This window comes from Butyrivibrio sp., from assembly GCF_024699075.1.
Map to the genome: position 1 here is coordinate 1 of NZ_JAILQF010000349.1, position 24,115 is coordinate 24,115.

The window sequence follows — 24,115 nt, forward strand, 5'->3', positions numbered from 1 at the left end:
CTGAAATAGTGCTTTAAGAATGAAGGAAGCTTAACTCCTTCTCCTGTATTAACTTCTTCCTGGTACTTATCAAATCCCCAGCCCCACTTTGTTACGCAGAACAATAAGAATATAAGTGCTCCGATAGGAAGAAACAGATTACTTACCATAAAGTCTTCTGAATCAAGTATATCCTTGCCGCCAATGATAGTTACATTCTTAAGCAGGTTATATCCAAGAGCACAAGGTGTACAGGTTACAAGAAGAAGTATGTAATTTATGATAGATGACTTCTTTCTAGACCATCCGAAGTTATCTATGCCTACGGCAATTATATTCTCAAATACAGCTATTACTGTTGAAAAGCTTGCAAATGTCATAAATACAAAGAAAAGCGTTCCCCATAATCTGCCAAAATTCATGTGAATAAAGATTTCAGGCAGTGTTATAAATATAAGTGATGGGCCTGCAGTTGTCTCAATTCCATATGAAAAGCATGCAGGGAATATAATAAGACCTGATAAAATAGCTATAAGTGTATCAAGTAAGCAGATTCTTAAAGACTCTCCTACAAGTGCCTTATCTTTGTGCATATAACTACCAAAGATTTCCATAGAAGCTGCGCCTATTGATAATGTAAAAAAGCTCTGATTCATGGCAGCAGTTATTACTTTTCCAAGTCCAGCTTCCTTAACTGACTCAAAATCAGGAAGAAGATAGAACTTGATACCCTCAGCTGCTCCGTCAAGCATAGCACTGTTACATGCAAGTACAATAATGAGAACTATAAGAGCTATCATCATAAACTTAGTAATATTCTCTATTCCATTTTGAAGGCCCATTGCACATACTAAAATGCCAAATGTTACTGTTATAAACATAAAGATCATTGACTGCGCAGGAGAAGCAAGCATTTTGTCAAATATATTAGAAACAGTGACTTCTGAATTAACGAAGTCAAACTGTCCAGTTGCAAACTTGATCATATAGTTGATCATCCATCCTGATACAGTTGTATAGTACATCATGAGCATAAGATTAGCTATAAAGCAGATCCAGCCATGTATATGCCATTTTGATCCTTTAGGTTCAAGTGCCTTGTATGCAAGTACAGCACTCTTTCTGCTGGCTCTACCTACTGCCAGCTCCATAGTAAGTATTGGTGCTCCCATTATAAGAAGGAACAGCAAATAAAACAGAACGAATACTCCTCCTCCATTCTGCCCTGTAACATATGGAAACTTCCATACATTACCTATGCCAATTGCGCACCCTGCGCTTACCAGGATAAACCCCAGCCTTGATTTAAAACTTTCTCTTTCCATAACTATTCCCAATTTAATATTTATTTTTGTTATCTGGCAATCTGATAAAAAATCACGATTTAATAAACAGTTTTATTACTTTGACGCGTTCGTGCTTTCGTGTACTAAATCGCGCAGACACATCTAATATCATAGCATAATTAATGCCTTTAAGGAATAGATTAATTATGATCAAGTATATTGGCTTCTTTTTCAAAATATATATAGAATATATATCAAGAAATCAGACTAAAAAACGTTTTCTTATTTTTCTCTCTTCTTTTTCGCAATAGTTGCCAAATTTGTATTATAATAATAATTGTGCGTATTGAAACACATTAATCTAGCCAATCAAAGAAAGAGGTAAACCGTAATGATCAACTGGAAAAATGCAGACGAACTTAAGTCATTTACCGATCTTTTTGCTCTTAAAGACCAGGTGAATCTTGTTGAAGCAATGAATGGAGCAAATGGTGCTCAAAGAGTCAAAAAGTACTCTGTACCTATGTCAGGTGGACTCTCCTATAATTATGCAGCTAAAAAGGTCGATGATACTGTTATTTCGGCGCTTTCTAAATTCGCTGAAGAAGCTCAGCTTGTTGAGAAGTTTGAAGCTCTTTATAATGGCGAAGTTATAAACACAGGTGAGAAGAGACTTGTACTTCACCAGCTCACACGTGGTCAGCTTGGTAACGATGTTGTTGCTGACGGTGTTAATAAAAGAGATTTCTATGTAGAACAGCAGAACAAGATAGCTGATTTTGCCAACAAGGTACATAATGGTGAGATCACAAATGAAAAAGGTGAAAAGTTCACAACAGCTGTTCAGATCGGTATCGGCGGAAGTGACCTTGGTCCTCGTGCAATGTATCTTGCTCTTGAGAACTGGGCTAAGTCTAATGGCAAGTTCTTCATGGATGCAAAATTCATAAGTAACGTAGATCCTGACGATGCAACTGCTGTTTTAAAGAGTGTTGATGTATCCCGTTCTATTTTCATCCTTGTATCCAAATCAGGTACAACTCTCGAGACATTAACTAACGAAGCTTTCGTTAAGGATGCTCTTAAGAAGGCAGGCCTTGATGCTTCAAAGCATATGATCGCTGTTACAAGTGAGACTTCTCCTCTTGCAAAGTCTAGCGATTATCTTGCTGCTTTCTTTATGGATGATTATATCGGAGGACGTTATTCTTCTACATCTGCTGTTGGCGGAGCTGTTCTTTCACTTGCATTCGGTCCTGAAGTATTCGCAAGCTTCCTTAACGGTGCTGCAGCTGAAGATAAGAATGCAACAAATAAAGACCTTACCAAGAACCCTGCTATGCTTGATGCCCTTATCGGTGTTTATGAGCGTAATGTTCTTGGATATGAGTCTACAGCAGTTCTTCCATACTCACAGGCTCTCTCACGCTTCCCTGCACACCTTCAGCAGCTTGATATGGAGTCTAACGGCAAGAGCGTTAACCGCTTTGGTGACAAAGTCAATTATGTTACAGGACCTGTTATCTTCGGTGAGCCAGGAACTAACGGACAGCATTCATTCTACCAGCTCCTTCACCAGGGAACTAACATCATTCCTCTTCAGTTCATCGGCTTTAAGAACAATCAGGCAGGCAATGATGTAGATATCCAGGGAAGCACAAGCCAGCAGAAGCTTTGCGCTAATGTTGCCGCTCAGATCATGGCATTTGCTTGTGGTAAAGAAGATGAAAATGCTAATAAGAATTTCGAAGGTGGACGTCCTTCAAGCATCATCGTAGGTGATAAGCTTACTCCTGAAGTACTTGGTGCTCTCCTTGCTCACTTTGAGAACAAGGTGATGTTCCAGGGCTTTGCTTGGAATCTTAACAGCTTTGACCAGGAAGGCGTTCAGCTTGGTAAGACTCTTGCAAAGAAGGTTCTTGCAGGTGATACACAGGATGCCCTCAAGGCATACAGTGATCTTTTAGGAATCTGATATAGATCTTGAACTGATCTTACTTTAAATACAAGAAAGGAGCCGTTTAAACGCGGCTCCTTTCTTTATATATTTATGATCACATTTATGTATCTTTACAAGTCTTGCAGATTCTGTTCTGGCTCTTATTGCATATTATTTATCCATTAAATAAAATAATATAAACTCTACTCATTTTCTGATACAAGTCCCAGGAATAGAAAAGCATTCCTGCTTCTGTAATTGGCTATATAATTGATCTGTAGTGTACATCTATGGCCATTTCTTGTATAGTGACAAACTTCACATTTATCATTTTCTATAACCGTTACCAGAATATTTCTGAAGTTTACAGCAGACTCATTATCAGAATTAATAAATCTTTCCGCTTCCATAGGTGAAGAAAATCCAAGCATACTTACATAATCAGTAAAGGTTTCATTGAATGTAAGAAGCGATATCTCCCCCTTATACTCTTCCACAAGTGCTATAGGGAACATTATCTTCTTGGCTTCATCTTCTTCGCTACCAAGAGGATTTTGAGACAACAGATTAACAGTGCCTATCTTCTCATGATATTTGCGAAGACCTGTATTTTCTTTTGGTATATCCAGATTATATACCTCTTCAAAAGGTCCTGGCTTTGAGTACAAAAAGCCCTGAATCTGATCACAGCCTACTTTTTTAAGATATTCAGCTTCTTCAACAGTCTCTACGCCTTCTGCAATAGTCCTTATTCCAAGCTGCTTGGTCATACCTATTACGCTCTCAATGATGATCTTGGAATTCCTACTCACATTAAAACCTTCAAGAAAAGACATATCAAGCTTAAGGCAATCAAAAGTGAACATCTGCATGGAATTAAGTGATGAATAACCGCTTCCAAAGTCATCCATCCATACTTCATAACCCTGAAGCCTGAAAGCATCTATTATGTTCTTAACTCTCTCTGAATCCAGTGAGAATATAGATTCTGTAATCTCGATGTTGATATATTCAGATGGTATACCACTATCAAGTACGATCTCATCTATTTCAGAAACAATATCTCCACCTACAAAATCCTGTTGAGACAGATTTATAGATACAGGCATTATCTGACCGCCATCTTTCATAACCTTGTTTTGGACATTACAGACATATCTGGTTACGGCAAGGTCAAGCCTTCTTATCATGTGATATTTTTCCAGAACAGGAACAAAGTCCGCTGGAGATATAAAGCCAAGTTCAGGATCAAGCCATCTTGCAAGAGCCTCATATCCGCTTATCTCTCCGGTAAAAGATCTTACAAGCGGCTGAAACCAGGCCATAATATAGCCTTTTTCTATAGCATCATCAAAATGCTCGATAATATAACGGGTTCGCTGATAATCATCATCCAGCTTCTCATCATAATAACCGAACATGGAATCATACTGATGCTTTAAGGAATCACAGGCAATCTTGGCCTTATCCAGGCAAAATGTACATTCAAAATCATTCTTATCGGGAAAATAAATTCCGGCATGCAACTGCATATGTGTTTCCATGCGGAATGGACGTAGCTCTTCACAGATCTGTTTAATCTTTTCTTCAATCTCATTTTTATCTGCAACTACGCAAAAATGATCTGTCGCTACACGAGAACAGACTTCCTGCGGAAAGATCGCCTGTATCGTCTGACCGATAATCCTAAGACAATCATTTCCGGCAGAAAATCCGTATTTTTCATTATAAGACCTGAAGTTTTCGACGTTGAAATATACAAAGGCTATATCATTTCTAATCGTCGGGTCATCCAGAATATCCTGTGCAAGGACCCTGAAACTATTAAATGTAGACAGGCCTGTGAGCTCGTCGATCTGATCGACATCATTAAAGTGGTCGCTCATAGCTATAATCTGCCTTTCTCTCCCCGATTATTAAAAAATGGCTTTTATTGATACTTTACAAATAATCATACCTTTCTATTTATCGGTGAATATAGCCTTTTTCTTTATATAATCAACTACGTTTACTCTTTTCGAACTTATTAACAAAATCAACTATAAAATCTGCTGTATTATCAACACCAAGAACAGAAGAATTGATAGTAAGATCATAACTGTCGCAGTGTCCCCATTTTTTGGAACTGTAATAGTTATAATAGCCTCTTCTTTGCTTGTCCTTCTTGTTCATCATTTCACGAGCTTTGTCATCTGATGTAAGATCAGCAAAGCGAGCTCTGATGCGGGCAATCTTATCTTCTTCATTACCTGTTATGAAAATGTTTACAAGATTAGGAAAATCTGACAGAGCATAATCAGCACAGCGGCCAACGATTACGCATGGACCTTCTTTAGCGAGATTTTTAATAGCATCAAACTGAGCAAGAAATACTTTGTGGCTTATAGGCATATCAACAAAGCTTGATGAATTGTATCCAAAAGAATACGTATCCATAACAAGATTATACATGAAAGAATTTGTAGGTCTTTCATCATGGTTCTCTATCATTTCTTCACAAAAACCACTTTCCTTGGCAGCTCTGGCTATAAGTTCCTTGTCATAGCACTTAATACCGAACTTCTCAGCAACCTGTTCCCCTATCTCTCTTCCACCGGAACCAAATTCACGTCCAATAGTAATAATAGTCTCCATAGTACTGCCTCCTCGGAATTATAAAATCTGTAGTTGGGTACTTGATACAACATCAGAAACCGTACCCTTTAATAGAGTATCTTTGATATTATTATAGTTTAAAAATCAGCAAAAAACAATTGAACAAAGGGTCAAATAGGCATTTTTGCCAATTTGACCCTCATTTATCATTTTAAAGTTTCAAGCAGATGCTCGAAATATTCAGGTATAGGAGCTACTGTTTCAACATATTGCCCCGTTACAGGATGCACAAAACCAAGCAGTCTTGCATGAAGACACTGTCCGTTTAGTTTTATTCCTGTCTTTCTTCCGTCTTTATAAACTTCATCACCTAAAAGCGGATGCCCAATAGATGACATGTGCACCCTGATCTGGTGCGTACGGCCGGTTTCCAGTCTGCAGGCAACATAAGTCATCTTTGATTCATAAAAGCGCTTTAAGACCTTGAAATGAGTAACTGCATGCTTTCCATTTGGGACATTCATAGCCATCTTCTTACGGTCTGTCGGATGTCTTCCAATGCTGCCTTCTATCGTGCCTTCATCCTCATCAATAATGCCATAGACTATAGCAACATATTCTCTTTTGATAGAATGCTCCTTAAGCTGCGCGGCAATCTTCTTATGAGCATTATCATTTTTACAGATAATGATGGAACCTGTAGTGTCCTTGTCAATTCTATGAACTATTCCGGGACGCATAACACCGTTGATCCCAGATAGCCTGTCACCACAATGATACATAATGGCATTAACAAGAGTACCTTCATAATGCCCCGCAGCAGGATGTACTACCATATCCTTGGGTTTATTGACCACAAGAACGTCATCATCCTCATAGAGAATATCAAGAGGAATATCTTCCGGCTTTATATCAAGCTGCCTTGCAGGAGGAACTACAAGTTCCACAACATCACCCAGATTCACCGTAACAGATGCCTTTAGTACAGGCTTATCATTAACTTTGACTTTACCATCTACAATGAGATTTTTAAGATAAGACCTTGAATGCTCTGGAAAAAGAATTGAAAGAACCTTATCCAGTCTCTTGCCAACAAGCTTATCATCTATTGCAGCATTAAAAAGCTTATCTGATGCGCCTGTATCAGTACTATCAGATTCAGATGTAAGCTCCATATCATCTGATAAATCTTCATCTGATATATCTTCATCAGATATATCCTTATCAGGTATGTTCTTATCTGATATGTCCTTATCCTTACTTGATATGACATTACCTGATAACAGATTTCTGCTATCAGAAAGCTCTTGATTCTTCAAAAGATCGTCAGCTTCTGTTCCAGGATTAAAGCTCCCTTTTGATTCAGTTATATTTTCAAATTTATCATTATTCATCAAAGGTATAGGCTATTTTCCTTTATTAGTGTAGGTTATCTTCCTCTATTAGTTTAGGCTATGCTCTTTTACTGGTTTAGATTATCTTCCTCTATTAGTTTAGGCTATGTTCTTTTACTGGTTTAGGTTATCTTCCCCTATTAGTTTAGGCTATGTTCTTTTTACTGTATTCGGACAACTAGATTTATTAGTTTAAGCCATAAGCTTATTTAAACTCACGGAACTTCTTCTGCTGCTTAAAGCTAAGGAATGCAAAATCGTTCTCTTTGTAATAGAACAAAAACAGGAACAGCAAAATAAATGTTGATACTGTAACATATATATCGGCTACATTGAAAATTGGGAAATTAATAAGCTTGAAATATATAAAGTCAACAACATAATTAGTTCTGAATCTGTCGATCATATTGCCACATGCACCGCTTCCTACCATAACAAGAAGGACATGGAGAACATTGTATTTTTTATCATCCGGCACAAGCACAAGTACATAAACGATAATTATCATAATAAGAATGGCTATCAGTATGAAAAATGCCTTCTGATTCTGCAGCATTCCAAATGCAGCTCCCTTATTCTCCAGATACTGAAGTTCAAGGACATTTCTTATCAAGGAGAAAGAAGCCTTGTCCTTGAGTCTTAATACAGCCTGCATCTTTGTGAACTGATCAAAGGCCACAAGCACAATAAATGCCAGTATATCTGCAACAAAAAATAATACTTTTTTTCTGGTGATGTGTTTCATTGTAGGAATATCCCCCTTAATCTCCATTTTCAAAATAGAGAATTTCTTTTACAGCTTCCTTTATCTCATCATCTGTAACTGTTGTATCGATAAATGCATCTCCGATATCATGAAGCAGGATAAATTTAACCTGATTATTATCCATCTTCTTATCACTTTTTACAAGCTTTACGATTTCGTCAGGATCTACGTTCTCTACAGAGATAGGCAGATTAAATGGTACAAACATATCTCTTATCTCATAACAGGTTCCAGTCTCAATAAGACCTTTCTTCATAGAGATATAAGCTGCTGCAATGCAGCCAAGAGCTACGCATTCACCGTGGAACAGTTCAAAGTTCCTTGACTTCTCAATAGCATGACCGATTGTATGACCAAAGTTAAGAAGTGCTCTTTCGCCCTTTTCTGTAGGATCACGCTGAACTACATCTCTCTTGATCTCACAGGATCTCTTAACCATCTTTGAAAGAACCTTATGATCACGCTCACCTATTTCATACATATTGTCAATAAGCCAGAAATAGAACTCCTGATCTTTGATAAGACCATGCTTCATAACTTCAGCAAAACCAGATGCAAACTGACGTTCTGAAAGAGTATCAAGTACTGAAATATTCATATAAACAAGTCTTGGCATGTAGAATGCACCGACCATGTTCTTGTATCCTTCATAATCAACACCAGTCTTACCGCCAACACTTGAATCCGTCTGAGCAAGAAGTGTTGTAGGTATCTGTACAAAAGCGATTCCTCTAAGATAGCTTGATGCTGTAAATCCTGTAATATCACCGACTACTCCGCCTCCAAGAGCGATCAGAAGGTCATGTCTGTCAAAGTGCTTGGAGATAAGAAAACCATAGATCTTATTTACAGTCTCAAGATTCTTGTACTCTTCTCCTGCCTGTATCTCATAAGCAAAAACCTGACTTCCGACTTTGGAAAGTTCCTTCTCTACAGCCTTACTGTAAAGAGGTCCAACATTTGTATCTGTAATAATTGCTATACGTCTGCCTTTAAAGCCAAGCTCTTCGACAGCTTTAGCAAGTTTAGAAAAATTGTCTTCAAACATGATGTCATAGCAAGGCTTATCATCACGTGCTACATTAATAACTTCTCCCATAATTCCTCCACTTAGTTAAAAATATCAGCAGGCCATAAATGAGCCTGCTGATAAAGATTTTACAATATTTAGCTTATAATCTCAATATGTCAGAAACAGCTTTCATATAGCCGGTTCCTCAAATCTGAACATGTTAGCCTGATCCATTAATCTATTATCAACTAAAAGCCAAACATGCCAACATAATCCTTAAATCAATTTTTAATTGAACATTGAAGGACCTGTATGAAGATTATCTCCAAGAGATCCGCTGATCATCTCCTGAAAGTCTCCTGATATATCAACACTTGATGGTGTGATGATAAAGATATATTTGGAAATCTTCTGAAGATTACCGTTAATTGCAAAGCAAGAACCTGATGTGAAATCAATGATTCTCTGTGCAACGTCAACATCAAGACCTTCAAGATTAAGAACAACTGTTCTGTTAGAAAGAAGTGTCTCTGTGATCTCTCTTGCATCTTCAAATGAAGTTGGCTTTACAACACATACTTCCATTCCTGCTGATGTCATAGATTTTTTTCTCGCTGAAATTGATGTGATCGGTTTCGAAGGATTGCTTCTCTTAAGCTTTTCTTCCGGTACTTCGATAGAAGGATCATCCTTGCCAATAGGTGCTGTTTTTAATGCTGCTGTTCCTTTATCATAGTAATCGTCTTCGTTGTCATAATAATCTTCATCTTCACCGTCATTAAGCTTGATGGCCTTTAAGAATTTATCCATTGCGCTCATATTATTCTCCTCACTCTGCTGTGTGATAGAACCAGCAGCCACAAATAAAACTTCTGAATTTTTATCCCTAAACTATACCTATTATCTAATTTTTACAGCAATGTGTCAACCCTTATAACATTTTCAGTATTAATATACCCATAAACGCTTATATATCAATATTTACAACATTATACTTTTTCTTAACATTTATACACAATTGCTAAACATATAATAAGTTAAACTCGCAAGGGATTTCATAGATTAAGCATACGACTTTGATGATATCACTTATAAATGAGCTCATCATCAGTAACTGATGTTGCATCAAGGGCTATAAAGTCATATACATTAAGACCGTATTCTGTATTGGATTTAACGATGGAATACTCGTCATTATTGTAAAGTACTTCTATCTGTTTAAAGTCCGCATAACCTTTATTGATGTTATATACACCTGTAAGCGAAGCCACTTCACTTACTGTAAACTCAGCATTCGTCGAAGGATATAATAGTACATCTCCACTAGCTATTGCATCCTGGTCAATATAATAATTGTCATCAACCTGACTGTGGACACTAACAATTACTTCCTCGCTGGACTGGGAGCCGTCTTCAAGAAATGTCTTTCTATGAACTACTGTGTTTCCTTCAGCTGTCTCATTTACAAGATCTGATGGAATCACATAAAAGTTCTTCTCTATAATAGATGTATTAGGAATCTTAAGTCCTGTCTCATTCTCAGTAATAAGCTCAATAGAAAGAAATCTGTCTGTTGCGAAAGTTATCATGGAATTAGTAAATGAAAACTCAACAAATATTTCTCCTGCACTATTAGTATATGTGCTTACCTGCCCCCAGGCTGTAACCTGATTCTTAAGGAATTTGATATTAATATATTCTTTTTCCAAAAGATAATCAGCTGTCTCTTTATCAGGAACCTGTATTACAATGGACCAGTCTTCGTCTGTTGCAAGCTTATATACAGGTGAATCTGCTGTTACAACTTCAGAAGAACTGAATGTTGTCTTCTCATATTGGGACTGATCAAAAAGATCAGAGGTCATGTCCTGAAGTGTAAGATCTTCATAACCATCCTGTGAATAAAGTACTATACCGCTTGATGGTGCATTTTTATAAATAAAGTTATGTGTTGATGAACTGAGTTCTCCAATATTATTAAGATAAGACGTATTTACAAGCTTGGAAAGTGTACCGCTAATACTGCTTTTAAAATCATATACGCTTCCAAAGGTATTCTTATTAAAAGTACTTGTAAAATCCTCTATATCTTCTTTAAGTTCAGAATAGTCATCCTCTGTAAGAGCTACTGCTGATGCATCTCCTGTAAGTGAGGACAAGTCTGATAATGAATCTGATTCATCTACAATGTAGACAAGGTCACCTTTTGCTACTCTTCTGTCTTCTGTAGCAAAATAGTATACACTTCCTGCCGTATCATTTGAAACAACTTCTTCGTCTCTCAGAGCGATAGCCGTATAGGTATTATTCTGAGAAAGGGATCCTTCCATAACTTCGTAGCCAACTACATGTTTAGCATTAAGATACTGAACGATGCTTATAATCATGTAAACCAGAAGTACGGCAAAAATCAAAACTCCGATTCTGTCAGGCGTAAAGCCTGAATTTATATTTGTTATTTTGCTGTTTTTCTTCTTTGAGGCCATTCATTTCCAATCTGCTGATAAAAAGCCGCGGCACCTTTAAGCCGCGGCTTATAATCTGCTTTTTTTATGAGTATATTTTTAAAATACTCAAAATAAATCCTTCAAACTATACCATTTATATATTATTTTTATTAAAGAGAAATCACAATTTTAGATCTTACAGACTCGGGAAGTTCGTCTTCATCTTTAGAAACGCTAAGTATAAAATCGATTCCAAATTTTCCGCTTAACTTATCAAGTTTACTAACAGTCTCAGTTATATCCTTGTCATCAAGGCCGGAGATAGACAGAAAACTATCAAGATAAACCTGCTGCAAATCTCTGTCCTGTGAGATAATACCACTTACAAATCCAATGAATTCTTCCGGAGTTTCTACCATAAACTCAGGAACAACAATCATACGAACCTTATTATTAAGTTCATACATGTGCTTGGTGTTTTTGTCGAGAAATACGACATTGCCCAGAATGTTCTTGACCTCAGAATTGACTTTGTCTAAAAGACATTTAGTCTTCCCCTTCCCTTTTCTACCTACGATAAGCTGAACCATAAGCGTAACCTCCCTTGTATGTAGTTTGTGGAACTTTCATATAATTATTATAGCTTTATGAATGACAAATGACAACCTTAAATGCGACTTAAATTAAGTGGTTTAATTTAAGCCGTTATTTTCTCAAGAAGAGCTGTCATTTCGCTATACAAAGTATCCCCATCTTCTGCTCTCATAATTACTGCTATATAAGGATTACCGGATGAATCCTTGGCAAGAAGTATAAGGCAGTGTCCTGCTGCGTTTGTAGTTCCTGTCTTACCACCAATAACTGTAATACTTGAAGGAGCTGTTCTGTCACCCTTAAGATATCCATTGGTAGTATTAATGTTAACTTCAGCGCTGCTACCATCTGAATGTGAATATACAGTAGAATAGCTGGACATATTTATGATTTCCTGGAATACATCATATTGCATTGCAGCATTGAATATCAAATACATATCATAAGCTGTAACATAATGATCATCCTCAGTAAGACCATGAGGATTGGAAAAGTGACATTTTGTCGCTCCAATCTCTTTAGCCTCTGCATTCATGAGCTCTGTAAAGCCCTCAACACTTCCTCCGATATTATCTGCTATAAGCATACCTGCATCATTAGCAGAGTATATCAAAAGTATATGAAGAGCCTGGTCAAGAGTCATGGTATCGCCCTCTTTAAGACCAATAAGCTGGGCACCTGACTCAGTGATATTAACAGAACTTGTTGCTGTCAATATCTGATCAAGACTTCCATATTTGAGTGCTACAAGAGCAGTCATAATTTTGGTAAGGGAAGCAGGATCAACCTGTTCGTTAACATTATGAGCATATAATGTCTCTCTGTTGTTCAGATCGAACAATCCTGCACATGAATTAGTAGACATACTAATACTGCTGTCTGTAATATCGGAACCGACTACACACAGATCAGAAGCAAAAGTGTCTACCATATCTGATGAAATGGACGTATAAATGCTTTCCGAAGAATAAGGAATAGCATATGATGAAGATCCACACGCTGTCAATAAAGCCATGGATAAAAGAGCTGTTACCAGGGTAATAAGTCTTTTATTTGTACATTTCACGCCACTCAAGGTCTCCTCTGTCAAGTGATTTGATCAATAACTCAGCGGATGCAAGATTGGTGGCAAGCGGGATATTATGAACGTCACAAAGACGCATAACATTGCTGACATCAGGTTCATGAGATTTCTGTGTAAGTGGATCACGCAGAAAAATAACAAGGTCGATCTCGTTATGTTCAATTGCAGCACCTATCTGCTGCTCTCCCCCAAGATGTCCTGCAAGAAATTTATGTATACTAAGGTTGGTGACTTCTTCAATAAGTCTACCTGTTGTACCTGTTGCATAAAGATCATTGCGGCTTAAAATCCCCCTATATGCTATGCAAAAGTTCTGCATTAGCTTTTTCTTCGCATCATGAGCGATCAGTGCTATATTCATTGCCAAATTCCTCCATTGCCATACATAAAAGTATTATAACACAAAAATTGTATTGAAAAAAACAAAAATAATTCAACTTACGCTAAATGTCGTATTTACAAATCAAAAATCCGCGCATAAGGCGGATTTTTGCTATTTATAAGTTAAATAATAATCAAGGATGTTCAAACTAATAAGATTTCCTCATCTGCTGCAATCCCACATTTAGAACAAATCCAACACCTATGTACACAGAAACAATAGATGTTAGTCCAGAACTTACAAGTGGAAGCGGGATACCCGTATTAGGGAGTGCTCCTGTAGCAACTCCGATATTAAGAAGTCCCTGGAAACCTATCCACACTGCCATTCCGGTTGCAATAACAGAGCCTGCTATATCCTTAGCTCTTGCTGCTGTAATAAGGCACTTTATAGCAATTGCAACAAGCAAAAATACAACTATACAGGATCCAATAAATCCAAACTCCTCTCCTATAACAGTAAAAATAAAGTCGGTACTTGATTCGGAAATATATCCACTGTTAAGAACAGAACTGATCTCATTGGTATCATATCCTTTGCCCTGAAGCTGACCGGAACCAATTGCCATCATAGAATTCATGGTCTGATATGCAGTAGAATCAGCGTAGTCTTCAGGATGTAGCCATGCAAGGATACGCTCCTGCTGATATGACTTTAGAATAGGACTATCTTCCAAAAGCGCAAGGTAGAATATAAGCGCAGCCGATGGAATACCTGCAATCAAAACACCCGCAACAAGCTTCCAGCTTATTCCTCCTACAAACAGGATCATTACAAAGATCATACACAGCATGATAGTTGTAGAAAGATCCGGTTCCTTCAGGATAAGAAGGATTGGCGGAATAAGCAGTCCTATTGCCGAAACCAAGAATCCCATGGTCTTAACCTTCTTTTGATTGACCATAATAAATTTGGCATAAAACAATATTATCAGTATTTTAGAGATTTCTGAGGGCTGAAAGGTAATTCCGGCAATTTCAAGCCATCTCTGAGCACCATGTGAATCACTACCAAATACTAAAACTCCAAGAAGTAGCAGTACCGCAAGGATGTAATATACCCAGTAAAAATTAAGCAGTTTTGAATAATCAAGTAATGATACTACAACCATTACGATACATCCAAGTACGATACCTATTATCTGCTTGTTCTGAAGAGACTCATCCGATGAACTTACTGCCACTACACCTACTATAGAAAGTGCAATGACTAGGAATATAAGGATGAAATCATAGTTTCTTAATTTGTAACGTTTAAAAAATTCAAGAATTTTTTTCATATGTCAATATACCTTAGTCTTCTGTTCCGCCGCCTTCGAGTGACTGAGCTGAGCCATCAAGGAGATCCTCTCTTGAATCTGCATTATAGTAATAATCATATACATCACGAGTTATCTGAGCTGCATAACTTGAAGAATAACCATAAGCAACTCGCGTTGTAATAGAAATCTCAGGATTAGTATATGGTGCATAGCTTACAAATAAAGCGTGGTTAGCTCTGTCAGTTCTTTCCTGCGCTGTACCTGTCTTACCGGCAACCTGGACGTTAAGGTCTGAATAATCGCTTCTCTTTTCTACAACGCCTCTCATACCTGAATGAATAGCATCCCAGTAGCTTGAAGGAAGATCAACAGTATTTCTTACAGTTGCAGAATACTCCTGCAACAGATTACCGTTAGAGTCTGTAGTCTTATCTATAAGAGTAAGATTAAAGCATGTTCCTGAATTCGCAACAGTTGTAATATAGCGAGCCAGCTGAACTGTTGTATATGAGTTAGTACCCTGTCCGATTGCAGATCTAACAGCATCCTGATCTGAAACTGAAGGAGCACTCTCTTCTATCTCAATTCCGCTCTTTTCTGTAAGACCATACATATCTGCATATTTCTTAAGAAGTTCAAGACCTTCATCAGAATCATAGCTTCCATTCTCACTTCCCAGTCTATAGCCGACTTCATAGAAGAAACAGTTACAGGAATTAGTGATAGCTCCTGAAACAGTCAGATCTCCATGCGCACTAGGATATATCCAACACTTAGGTCCTTGTGTGAACTTATCAAAAGTACCTGTACACTTAATTGTAGATGTGGTTGTTATAACGCCTTCCATAAGTCCTGCAGTAGCAGACATAGGCTTGAATGTAGAACCTGGGGCTGTCTTCTGCTGCGTAGCATAATTGTACAAAGGAGTAGAAAGATCTGCGCGGAGCTTTGCATAGTACTCAGCATCAACACCATTGGCCATCTTATTATTGTCATATCCAGGATATGATACAAGTGCAAGAACATCACCTGTATTAACATCAGTTATAACGATGGATCCTGTACATGGATCAAGGTTAAGCTGTGCAGGAGTAAGTTCCAGATTAGTAATACGATTAATGATAAAAGTATATGCAGATTCATTTCCTGCATTCCATGATTTAAGCTCTGTATCATCAAGTTCTACTACTCCCTGCTCAAGAAGAACATTGCAACAGTCACGTCCTGTAATAAGATCGTCCTCTATAATATAACGATAGAGCATCTTGCTGAAGGTAATATCATTTTTGAGTTCATCAATAATATATGAGACTATATGTTCATATATCTCCTCAGAATCTGTATACTGGCTATCAAGACTGAGCTTTGTGATATCAATCCAGTTCATTGCTATAGCATAATGCAGATACTCATAAAGAGATATACTCTCATCCTGGGTATAAGTTATATATGTCTCATCTTCTGTATCTTCATTAACAAGAACGCTATCACTACGAAGTATTGAAGTGATATATGTCTCATAGTTCATGAATTCAAGCTCAAGTTCATTATATGGAGTCTTTTTCTCCATAAGTTCACTTGTAAGCTCTTCAAGTACGCTAGCCTGTTTATCAGTAAATACACTAAGAACCTTAAGCTCTGTTTCTTTGGCATCATCTTCAGTGAAATGCGTAGTATCAATAACAGAGTTCTCGAACAGTTTAAAATACACATCATAGATTGCGATCATAAGGTCTGAAGAATCTACAGTAGTACTAACAGTCTTGGCATTAACAATTTTATTAACAAGAATACCTGCAAGTCTTGATTCAAGAATGTCATATGCAGCTTCCTGAAGATCCTTATCAATTGTAAGATATACGTCATTACCAGACCTTGGTTCAACATAGTTGGTAGTCTCAAGTACCTGACCTACTGTATCAACATAGACAGTTTCAGAGCCTTTGGTTCCCTGAAGTGTTGATTCCATAGCCTGTTCTATTCCAGACTTACCAACCGTATCGCTTGACGCATACCCCATATCAGGATACTCAGCCTGAAGCTCAGCAAGTTCAGTAGATGATACTTTACCTGTATATCCAAGTATCAAAGCAAAATATTCAGCATCAACATACTTTCTTGCAGTATTTTCTTCTATACTTACACCAAGGAGTATATCGCTGTTTTCCATAATATCAGACACAGTCTGATCAGAAACCGCCTCTGCAATTGTTGTATCAATATACTTCTGGTATGAGTTAAGACTCATGTAATAACGCAGAGTTACGACTTTAAGAAATCTGTCGTTAGTATATCCGTATCCTACTTCAAAACTCTTTGAATCATCAGGATCAGTAAGACCGCCAACTTCAAACTTTTTACCCAGATATTCCATGACTTCATCCGGGGTTGCAGTTCTTTCCTTGTAAGCAAGCTGATCTACCGTAGTATATCCATATATATCAGCAAGAAACCTAAGTAAAGACGTACCTTCTACAGTGAATTCAAAATCACCGTTCTCATCAAGCTGTATACTGAGATCATTAACAACAGTGTCGCCGTTACTCTCAACAATATCGATTACTTTATTGATAGTTGCATTAATATTTTCATCTCTAAGGGAGTCAGATTCATAGACATCTTCTATTACAACGTTATTGGCAAGTTCGTTGTAGGCAAGAAGATTACCATTGCGGTCATAGATATTACCGCGAGTTGCCTGAATATCCTTGGTCTTCTCAATTCTGAGCTGAAAGGATTCAAGATAAGATTCACCGTTGATTATCTGAAGTTCAAAAAGGCGATACAAAATACCACTGGCAGCAAGAATCATAACCAGCGCTATAACTGTGAACCTTGAAGTGATAAATTTTAGAACTGCTTCTTTAACATCATCAAACAAACTTAGTTGCGCTCCTTTGAATAATATCATCTAATTTAGTATTGATCTTAAGTATTATCGGATACAGGAATAGAGCTATGATCGCGGTATATACGACCTCAGGAATGATCTGATGTGTCATATAGTGACCAATCTGGAATTTTGCGCGAAGCAAAAAGAACAGAACATAGCACAAAAACTGATATATAAAGTCTCCCACTATTATTATTGTAAGAGGAAGTATTATATTTTCCGGGAAAAAGATCTTGTGGAACAAACCAGCGAAGAATCCGGCATACATGTAAAGAATTGCATATATACCAATAAAATCGCCAAAGAATATATCTACAAGAATACCGGTTATAAATCCGGCTAAAAGACCATGCTTCTCCCCTCTCATGATACCGCTTGAGCAAGTGATTATCATGAGACAGTTCGGAACAGTTCCGCCAAATGCAAAGTATCTGAAAAATGCAGTCTGCAGAACAAAGCATGCAATTATCATTAGTAAAGTAACAAGAAATTTACGCATATTTGAAGTTGTCCTTACGTCGCTTCACTCTTCAATCATCAACTGTCTGTTTAAGTGTCGTTATGACAAGCACCTCATCAAGATGCTCAAAATCAACAGCCGGAGTAAGCGTACCTGACTTCGTAAGATTGTTGGAATCAGATTCGATTGTTGTTATATATCCAATAAGTATTTCAGGAAGGTATTTATCTGAAATATTTGAAGTAACAACCTTATCGCCTATTACGACTACATCAGCACTATCCTGAAGTTTGGAGAAAGTGATAACTCCATTCTCATAAGCTTCAAGATCGCCTGTTACGATCAGATTGTCAGAAGTAGAAAGAACCATTCCGCTTACAGAGAAATTGTCTGCTATTATGGTCGTAACCTTAGCCCAGTCAGGACCAATTGATGTTATTCTTCCAACAAGACCTCCGCCAGCTATTATATTCATATCAATAGCAAGTCCGTCATCAAGACCCTTATCAATAACGAAGCTATAGAACCAGTTACCTGAATCCTTGGCTATGACATGAGCTCCAACCTTTTCGTAGGATTCATACTGGGCATCAAGCTCATAAAGCTCTCTTAATGTATTAAGCTCGTATTTGTCCTGAGTAAGCTGCATATTCTCTTCTGTAAGCTGATCTACTTTAGCCTGAAGCTCTTCATTTTCAGTCTGGAGCTGCTCGATCGTTTCGAGTCTGTCAGCTTCACTTATAAGCCAAGTACCTGCAGCTGTAATTCCCCTTTGAAATGGCACCACAACAAATCCGGCAATTGTATTTGCAATTCCGGAGAACAGGCTTGTTGTAAGTGTTATGACCATCAGTGCGACAGCCACGATTGTTAAAATAAAGAGGAGATACTTACCGGGGATGGTAAACTTATCTCCTCCTCTCTTTATCACAGGACTCATTTACTCATTCCTTCAACATAGCAAGTGATTTGTACTGATCATCCTTGATTATTTTTGAAAGTCCAAGAGTAACAGATTCAACAGGCTCTTCAGAAATATTAACATTAAGTCCGCATCCGTTACTGATTCTCTGAGCGAGGTGGCAAACCTGAGAAGCTCCACCTGTAAGATAAAGACCATGCTTATAAATATCAGCAGCAAGTTCCGGAGGTGTTCTCTCAAGAGTTGCTTTAACATTATCAAGAATTGTATCAAAGTTCTCGACAAGTGCATTATTAACGATATCTGTAGGAATCTCACGCTCGATAGGAAGACCTGTTACGATATCTCTTCCGTATACGATAGCCGGCTTTCCTTCCTTCTCAAGATCACGAAGATCGATCTTAACGCTCTCAGCTGTCTTAGAACCAATGATAAGACTATATTCCTTACGGATAGCACTTCTTATTGATTCATCAAACTTACGACCACCAACTTTTATAAGCTTACTAAGAACTATTCCTCCGAGTGAAAGAACTGAGATCTCAGTTGTATCATAACCTACGTTAACAACAAGAACACCATTTGAGTTCTTAACATCAACATCCATTCCAAGGCCGTCTGCGATAGCCTTATATACTACGTTAACTCTCTTTGATTTGACATTACTGTCTCTGATAAGATCAATGAAGGCTCTCTTCTCTACTTCTGTAATATCATAGGGAATAGCTATATAATAATCTGACTGCTTGACGCCGCCTTTAAGCTCATCTGTAACAAAAAGCTTAACCAGCATTTCCATATTCTTGATATCTGCAATAACACCATTATTGAGCGGATATGTAACCTTAATATTGCTTGGAGCCTTCTCATACATATCATAGGCTTCATCACCGTAAGCAAGAACTGTTGTCTTGTTCTGAATTGCTATCATATTCTTCTGAACAAGGGTAGAATCTGTAGATTTGTTATAGATCTTGATAGTGCTGGTACCAAGATCGATTCCGAAAGCGTTAATCAAAGCCGAACCTCCTGAAAATCAATTGTACTGATCATTTTTTAATATAATTTCATTCAAACTGGAATACTGCCTGTCACCGATTATAATGTGATCATAAACAGGAATTTCCAAAACACGTCCAAGTTCCCAGATTCTCCTGGTCATCTGAATATCTGCTTCTGACGGAAGTGCACTTCCACTTGGATGATTGTGAATAAGTGCAATCTGTGCCGCCCCTGTCATAAGTGCCTGCCTGAATATGTCTCTGGCGCTGACAGTGCAGGACGATACTGTTCCTATGTATAATGTCTTATCACATATAAGACGCATCCTTGCATCAAGTGCAATAAGGATCACATGTTCCTGATCTTTATGTCGTAGCTGTTCCATATAGTAAAGTGCTATATCTTCTGAACTTGTGAAGGTAATAACATCATTCTTCTTACTACGACTAATCCGCAATGACAGTTCTGCTATGCATTTAATCTGCACTGCCTTGACCTGTCCAAGACCATCTATTGTCTTAAGCTCATCAACGGAAAGCTGATAAAGCCCTCCAATTCCCGATTCATAATTTCTGCATTTTCTAAGGATCTCCTGACCTATTTCCATAGGATCGTGGTCTTTAGTACCGCATCTTATGATAATTGCAAGTAGCTCAGAATCAGTAAGGTTCTGAGGTCCATACTTCAGGAATTTCTCGAACGGAAGGTCTTCTTTTAAAGTAACTCCATCGCGAAGTTTTAATCTTAGGGACCTGCTTGTATTATTCATGCTTTCTCCTGCAAGCAAATAAGCCTCTCCGGGCAGATGAAAGCATAATAATTTTACTACAAAATAAAATTGATGTATACCCTTAATCAATTTTTATATATAAGCTGATCTTTGGTAATAAGTCCTTTATCCAGCATATACTGTACTGTTTTAAGAATTCCGAATCTTGCATGAGGATATGTAAGTCCTCCCTGGAAATATACAGCATATGGAGGAGCTATTGGTCCATCAGCAGAAAGCTCTATTGATGATCCTGATACGAAGGCTCCTGCTGCCATTATTACCTGGCTATCGTAACCCGGCATATCCCAAGGCTCCGGTGTTACAAAGCTGTCTACAGGTGCAGCGCTCTGAACTCCTTCACAGAATGCGATAACGCCTTCGGGCTTACCGAAAGTAATTGACTGTATAATATCAAATCGGTCTTCAGAGCCGTTTGGAAGAACTCCAAAGCCAAATCTCTCATAAAGATTAGCAGCAAATATAGCTCCCTTAAGAGCACTTGCAGTTACTGTAGGAGACATGAAAAGTCCCTGATAGAACTGAGTAAGTATGCCAAGAGATGCTCCAACTTCCTTGCCAAGTCCAGGGCTTGTAAGTCTGTAAGCTGCATTTTCAACACATTCTTTTTTGCCGGCTATATATCCGCCAATTGGAGCAAGGCCGCCGCCCGGATTCTTGATAAGAGATCCTACAACCATGTCTGCACCTACATCTGAAGGCTCAATAGTCTCTACAAATTCACCGTAGCAGTTATCTACCATGCATATAACATCGGGTTTAATATTTTTGACAAAAGAGATAAGATCTCCGATTCTCTCTACAGAAAGAGTCGGTCTTGTCTGGTATCCCTTTGATCTTTGAATCGTAACAAGTTTTGTTTTGTCATTTATGGCAGCCTTGATTCCATCGAAATCAAATCCGCCATCAGCTTTAAGGTCTACCTGCTTGTATGTAATACCGTATTCTGCAAGTGATCCCTTGGAAGGTCTTATTCCGATAACTTCTTCAAGTGTATCGTAAGGCTTACCAACAGGGGATAAAAGCTCATCTCCAGGGCGAAGGTTACTCATAAGGGCAAGAGCAAGTGCATGAGTTCCGCATGTTATCTGAGGGCGAACAAGTGCATCTTCTGTATGGAAAATATGTGCATAAACCTCTTCAAGTGTATCTCTTCCAAGATCATTATAGCCATAACCGGTTGTTCCAAGAAGGCACGCCTCCTGAACCTTTGCATCCTGCATAGCCTTAACGACTTTAAGCTGGTTGTATTCAGCAATTTCATCAATTTTTGAAAAGCGAGCCTTAAGATCACTTTCTATAGCTTCGCCATATTCATATACTTCTTTGGAAATGCCAAGCTGCTTATACATTTCCTCTCTGTTAAAATCTGCCATTTAAAACCTACTTCCTTTCAAAAACAATCTCAGATCTTTGTAAGTATCGCATCAAGAACCTGAGCATCGTCTCTATTATACTCTGACTTGTCAACCCAGATGACATCTTTCTCTCTTCTAAACCAGGTAAGCTGCCTCTTGGCAAAATGCCTTGTATTTCTCTTTATAAGATATATAGCGCGTTCAAGGTCATATTCTCCATCTATATATCCCATCATCTCGCGGTAGCCAAGGCCCTGCATAGAGGTCATTGAAGGCTCAACTCCCATGTCTTTCAACCTTCTGCATTCATCTTCAAGACCTTCCTCGATCATTTTATCAATACGCTTTTCTATTCTTTCATAGAGTACTTCTCTATCATCTGTTAGAACGAAATATCTGAAATCATAGGGAGATGTCTTCTCGTGCTGCTCCCTGTTATGATCAGAAATCTTACGCCCCGTCTTTTCATAATATTCAAGAGCTCTAATGACTCTTTTGACATTACCTGCAGGAATTGCTATAGCAGATTCAGGATCTACAAGCTCAAGCCTTTGATGAAGTACTTCAGGCCCCTTGATCATGGCAATCTGCTCAAGCCCATGCCTGTATGACATATCTGCATCAGTCTTTGTAAAATCAATCTCATATAGAATAGCCTGGATATAAAAGCCCGTGCCTCCGACAAGGATCGGTATGTGCCCTCTGTGGTAGATTCCTTCCATAGCTTCCTTAACATACTTTTGAAAAAGAACTACGTTGAAATCTTCAGTCGGTTCGAGAATATCTATAAGATGATGGGGAACACCACCCATATTCTCTGTCTTTATTTTATCCGTACCAATGTCCATATGTTTATATACCTGCATGGAATCAGCGGAGATTATCTCTCCGCCGACTTTCTTTGCAAGTTCTATTGATAATTTGGATTTACCTACAGCCGTAGGTCCTGTTAGAATTATTAGTTTATTCATATACCTCACTCAATAACGCGCTTAAATCTCTTATCTATCTCATACTTACTCATAGAGATTATGGTCGGTCTTCCATGAGGGCAGTTATAAGGATTATCAAGAGTAAGGAGCTCATCTATAAGCTCTTCCATCTCTTCTACAGACATCCTTGTGTTACCCTTTACTGATGCCTTACAAGCCATGCTGGCAATCTTATAGTAAATAACCTGAGGTTCTCTATGACCTGATTCATGTGTGAGCTCATCAAGGATCTCCATAAACATCTCTCTTGCATTGGTGCATCCAAAAAGGTCCTGAGGAACAGCACGCATAGCATATTCCTTACCGCCAAACTCATCAATCTGGAAGCCGAGATTTTCAAAATATTCTCTAAATGACAGGAACATCTCTTCTTCCTGAGAGCTCAATGTCATGATAACAGGAGGCTCCATCATCTGAGATGTCATGGTCTTATTCTTGAACCTTGCCATCATACGCTCAAAGTTAACCTTCTCATGAGCTGCATGCTGGTCTACCATATAGATCTTATCTTTAAACTCAAGGATCCAGTAGGTATCAAATATCTGACCTATGATATTATACTGACGTCTGTTTTCCTTGGTCAGCATTTTGGTATCAAAAAGCTCCATCTGAACAGGTTTTTCTACAATTGTAGTCTCTGCCTTTTTGATGATGGGTGACTCGTAGTCTTCCGGCTTTTTGACAGGATTTCCAAGAATCTTGTGTACAAGACTTTCATTGGCCTTGACCTGTTCAGGATCCTGTTCTTTATGAGATGACCATATAGGGCTTGAATCATTATCTGCAACTCTTACAGGAACCTGTGCCACATCATTTATATATACAGGCTTATTGTCTTGCTTATGAAGCTTTTCATATCTTGTAGCTTCAAATGGCTCTACATGGCCTTCGTATCTTACAGTATCTGCAGCATTATTATCTGCTTTATCTTTACTGCCTTCATTATCAGCCTTATATCC

20 protein-coding genes and 1 pseudogene are annotated in these 24,115 nt (G+C 38.0%); 1 reads left to right on the forward strand and 20 read right to left on the reverse strand.

What is annotated here, in order from left to right; translation table 11 throughout:
- Positions 1-1,304, reverse strand: a 1,304-nt coding sequence (locus K6G87_RS14105) for a sodium-dependent transporter (protein ID WP_296838602.1), incomplete at its 3' end; no start/stop codon positions are given.
- A gap of 352 nt (positions 1,305-1,656) precedes the next feature.
- Here K6G87_RS14105 and K6G87_RS14110 point away from each other — a divergent pair.
- The gene (locus K6G87_RS14110) at positions 1,657-3,240 is read left to right on the forward strand and encodes a glucose-6-phosphate isomerase (RefSeq protein ID WP_296838605.1); all 1,584 of its coding nucleotides are present in this window, start codon (positions 1,657-1,659) and stop codon (positions 3,238-3,240) included.
- A gap of 167 nt (positions 3,241-3,407) precedes the next feature.
- Here the strand turns inward: K6G87_RS14110 and K6G87_RS14115 are convergent, their stop codons facing one another.
- The 19 genes and pseudogenes from K6G87_RS14115 to K6G87_RS14205 form a co-directional block, all read right to left on the reverse strand.
- Positions 3,408-5,090, reverse strand: coding sequence for a GGDEF domain-containing phosphodiesterase (locus K6G87_RS14115; RefSeq protein WP_296838607.1), 1,683 nt, complete (start codon positions 5,088-5,090; stop codon positions 3,408-3,410).
- Positions 5,091-5,202: 112 nt separating this feature from the next.
- Positions 5,203-5,838, reverse strand: a complete 636-nt coding sequence (locus K6G87_RS14120) for a cytidylate kinase-like family protein (RefSeq protein ID WP_296838610.1) — start codon at positions 5,836-5,838, stop codon at positions 5,203-5,205.
- A 167-nt stretch (positions 5,839-6,005) separates the two neighbouring features.
- Positions 6,006-6,974 carry an RluA family pseudouridine synthase gene (locus tag K6G87_RS14125; protein WP_296838647.1) on the reverse strand — a complete coding sequence of 323 codons (969 nt, stop codon included), beginning with the start codon at positions 6,972-6,974 and terminating at the stop codon, positions 6,006-6,008.
- 424 nt (positions 6,975-7,398) lie between these two features.
- Positions 7,399-7,938, reverse strand: a complete 540-nt coding sequence (gene lspA, locus K6G87_RS14130; RefSeq protein WP_296838613.1) for a signal peptidase II — start codon at positions 7,936-7,938, stop codon at positions 7,399-7,401.
- 16 nt (positions 7,939-7,954) lie between these two features.
- Positions 7,955-9,058: a 3-dehydroquinate synthase gene (gene aroB / locus K6G87_RS14135; RefSeq protein WP_296838616.1), complete on the reverse strand. Its 1,104-nt coding sequence runs from the start codon at positions 9,056-9,058 to the stop codon at positions 7,955-7,957.
- Between the two features lie 201 nt (positions 9,059-9,259).
- On the reverse strand, positions 9,260-9,790 hold the full coding sequence (locus K6G87_RS14140) for a cell division protein SepF (protein ID WP_296838619.1): 531 nt from the start codon (positions 9,788-9,790) through the stop codon (positions 9,260-9,262).
- A gap of 266 nt (positions 9,791-10,056) precedes the next feature.
- The gene (locus K6G87_RS14145) at positions 10,057-11,457 is read right to left on the reverse strand and encodes an HlyD family efflux transporter periplasmic adaptor subunit (protein WP_296838621.1); all 1,401 of its coding nucleotides are present in this window, start codon (positions 11,455-11,457) and stop codon (positions 10,057-10,059) included.
- 131 nt (positions 11,458-11,588) lie between these two features.
- On the reverse strand, positions 11,589-12,008 hold the full coding sequence (locus tag K6G87_RS14150) for a twitching motility protein PilT (protein ID WP_296838624.1): 420 nt from the start codon (positions 12,006-12,008) through the stop codon (positions 11,589-11,591).
- A gap of 107 nt (positions 12,009-12,115) precedes the next feature.
- The gene (locus K6G87_RS14155; protein ID WP_296838626.1) at positions 12,116-13,078 is read right to left on the reverse strand and encodes a D-alanyl-D-alanine carboxypeptidase family protein; all 963 of its coding nucleotides are present in this window, start codon (positions 13,076-13,078) and stop codon (positions 12,116-12,118) included.
- A complete protein-coding gene (mgsA, locus tag K6G87_RS14160; protein WP_296838628.1) occupies positions 13,062-13,457 on the reverse strand; it encodes a methylglyoxal synthase in 396 nt (131 codons plus the stop codon). The genes K6G87_RS14155 and mgsA overlap by 17 nt, the downstream gene beginning before the upstream one ends.
- A gap of 169 nt (positions 13,458-13,626) precedes the next feature.
- Positions 13,627-14,757 carry an FtsW/RodA/SpoVE family cell cycle protein gene (locus tag K6G87_RS14165; protein WP_296838630.1) on the reverse strand — a complete coding sequence of 377 codons (1,131 nt, stop codon included), beginning with the start codon at positions 14,755-14,757 and terminating at the stop codon, positions 13,627-13,629.
- Between the two features lie 13 nt (positions 14,758-14,770).
- Positions 14,771-17,620, reverse strand: coding sequence for a penicillin-binding transpeptidase domain-containing protein (locus K6G87_RS14170; RefSeq protein WP_296838631.1), 2,850 nt, complete (start codon positions 17,618-17,620; stop codon positions 14,771-14,773).
- Complete coding sequence (gene mreD, locus K6G87_RS14175; RefSeq protein WP_296838633.1) at positions 17,613-18,131, reverse strand: rod shape-determining protein MreD; 519 nt, start codon at positions 18,129-18,131, stop codon at positions 17,613-17,615. The genes K6G87_RS14170 and mreD overlap by 8 nt, the downstream gene beginning before the upstream one ends.
- Before the next feature lie 31 nt (positions 18,132-18,162).
- A complete protein-coding gene (gene mreC / locus K6G87_RS14180) occupies positions 18,163-19,032 on the reverse strand; it encodes a rod shape-determining protein MreC (RefSeq protein ID WP_296838635.1) in 870 nt (289 codons plus the stop codon).
- Positions 19,033-19,036: 4 nt separating this feature from the next.
- Positions 19,037-20,032: a rod shape-determining protein gene (gene mreB / locus K6G87_RS14185; protein WP_296838638.1), complete on the reverse strand. Its 996-nt coding sequence runs from the start codon at positions 20,030-20,032 to the stop codon at positions 19,037-19,039.
- An 18-nt stretch (positions 20,033-20,050) separates the two neighbouring features.
- A complete protein-coding gene (gene radC, locus K6G87_RS14190) occupies positions 20,051-20,785 on the reverse strand; it encodes a RadC family protein (protein WP_296838640.1) in 735 nt (244 codons plus the stop codon).
- Between the two features lie 86 nt (positions 20,786-20,871).
- On the reverse strand, positions 20,872-22,182 hold the full coding sequence (locus K6G87_RS14195) for a methionine gamma-lyase family protein (RefSeq protein WP_296838642.1): 1,311 nt from the start codon (positions 22,180-22,182) through the stop codon (positions 20,872-20,874).
- Positions 22,183-22,211: 29 nt separating this feature from the next.
- On the reverse strand, positions 22,212-23,135 hold the full coding sequence (gene miaA, locus K6G87_RS14200) for a tRNA (adenosine(37)-N6)-dimethylallyltransferase MiaA (RefSeq protein WP_296838644.1): 924 nt from the start codon (positions 23,133-23,135) through the stop codon (positions 22,212-22,214).
- 5 nt (positions 23,136-23,140) lie between these two features.
- A pseudogene (locus tag K6G87_RS14205) lies at positions 23,141-24,115 on the reverse strand (hypothetical protein); the annotation flags it as partial.

Excerpts from the sequence above, each read along its gene's own strand:
- K6G87_RS14110 (WP_296838605.1), top strand. The coding sequence starts at position 1,657 with ATGATCAACTGGAAAAATGCAGACGAACTTAAGTCATTTACCGATCTT.
- K6G87_RS14115 (WP_296838607.1), bottom strand. The coding sequence starts at position 5,090 with ATGAGCGACCACTTTAATGATGTCGATCAGATCGACGAGCTCACAGGC.
- K6G87_RS14120 (WP_296838610.1), bottom strand. The coding sequence starts at position 5,838 with ATGGAGACTATTATTACTATTGGACGTGAATTTGGTTCCGGTGGAAGA.
- K6G87_RS14125 (WP_296838647.1), bottom strand. The coding sequence starts at position 6,974 with ATGGAGCTTACATCTGAATCTGATAGTACTGATACAGGCGCATCAGAT.
- lspA (WP_296838613.1), bottom strand. The coding sequence starts at position 7,938 with ATGAAACACATCACCAGAAAAAAAGTATTATTTTTTGTTGCAGATATA.
- aroB (WP_296838616.1), bottom strand. The coding sequence starts at position 9,058 with ATGGGAGAAGTTATTAATGTAGCACGTGATGATAAGCCTTGCTATGAC.
- K6G87_RS14140 (WP_296838619.1), bottom strand. The coding sequence starts at position 9,790 with ATGAGCGCAATGGATAAATTCTTAAAGGCCATCAAGCTTAATGACGGT.
- K6G87_RS14145 (WP_296838621.1), bottom strand. The coding sequence starts at position 11,457 with ATGGCCTCAAAGAAGAAAAACAGCAAAATAACAAATATAAATTCAGGC.
- K6G87_RS14150 (WP_296838624.1), bottom strand. The coding sequence starts at position 12,008 with ATGGTTCAGCTTATCGTAGGTAGAAAAGGGAAGGGGAAGACTAAATGT.
- mgsA (WP_296838628.1), bottom strand. The coding sequence starts at position 13,457 with ATGAATATAGCACTGATCGCTCATGATGCGAAGAAAAAGCTAATGCAG.
- K6G87_RS14165 (WP_296838630.1), bottom strand. The coding sequence starts at position 14,757 with ATGAAAAAAATTCTTGAATTTTTTAAACGTTACAAATTAAGAAACTAT.
- mreD (WP_296838633.1), bottom strand. The coding sequence starts at position 18,131 with ATGCGTAAATTTCTTGTTACTTTACTAATGATAATTGCATGCTTTGTT.
- mreC (WP_296838635.1), bottom strand. The coding sequence starts at position 19,032 with ATGAGTCCTGTGATAAAGAGAGGAGGAGATAAGTTTACCATCCCCGGT.
- radC (WP_296838640.1), bottom strand. The coding sequence starts at position 20,785 with ATGAATAATACAAGCAGGTCCCTAAGATTAAAACTTCGCGATGGAGTT.
- K6G87_RS14195 (WP_296838642.1), bottom strand. The coding sequence starts at position 22,182 with ATGGCAGATTTTAACAGAGAGGAAATGTATAAGCAGCTTGGCATTTCC.
- miaA (WP_296838644.1), bottom strand. The coding sequence starts at position 23,135 with ATGAATAAACTAATAATTCTAACAGGACCTACGGCTGTAGGTAAATCC.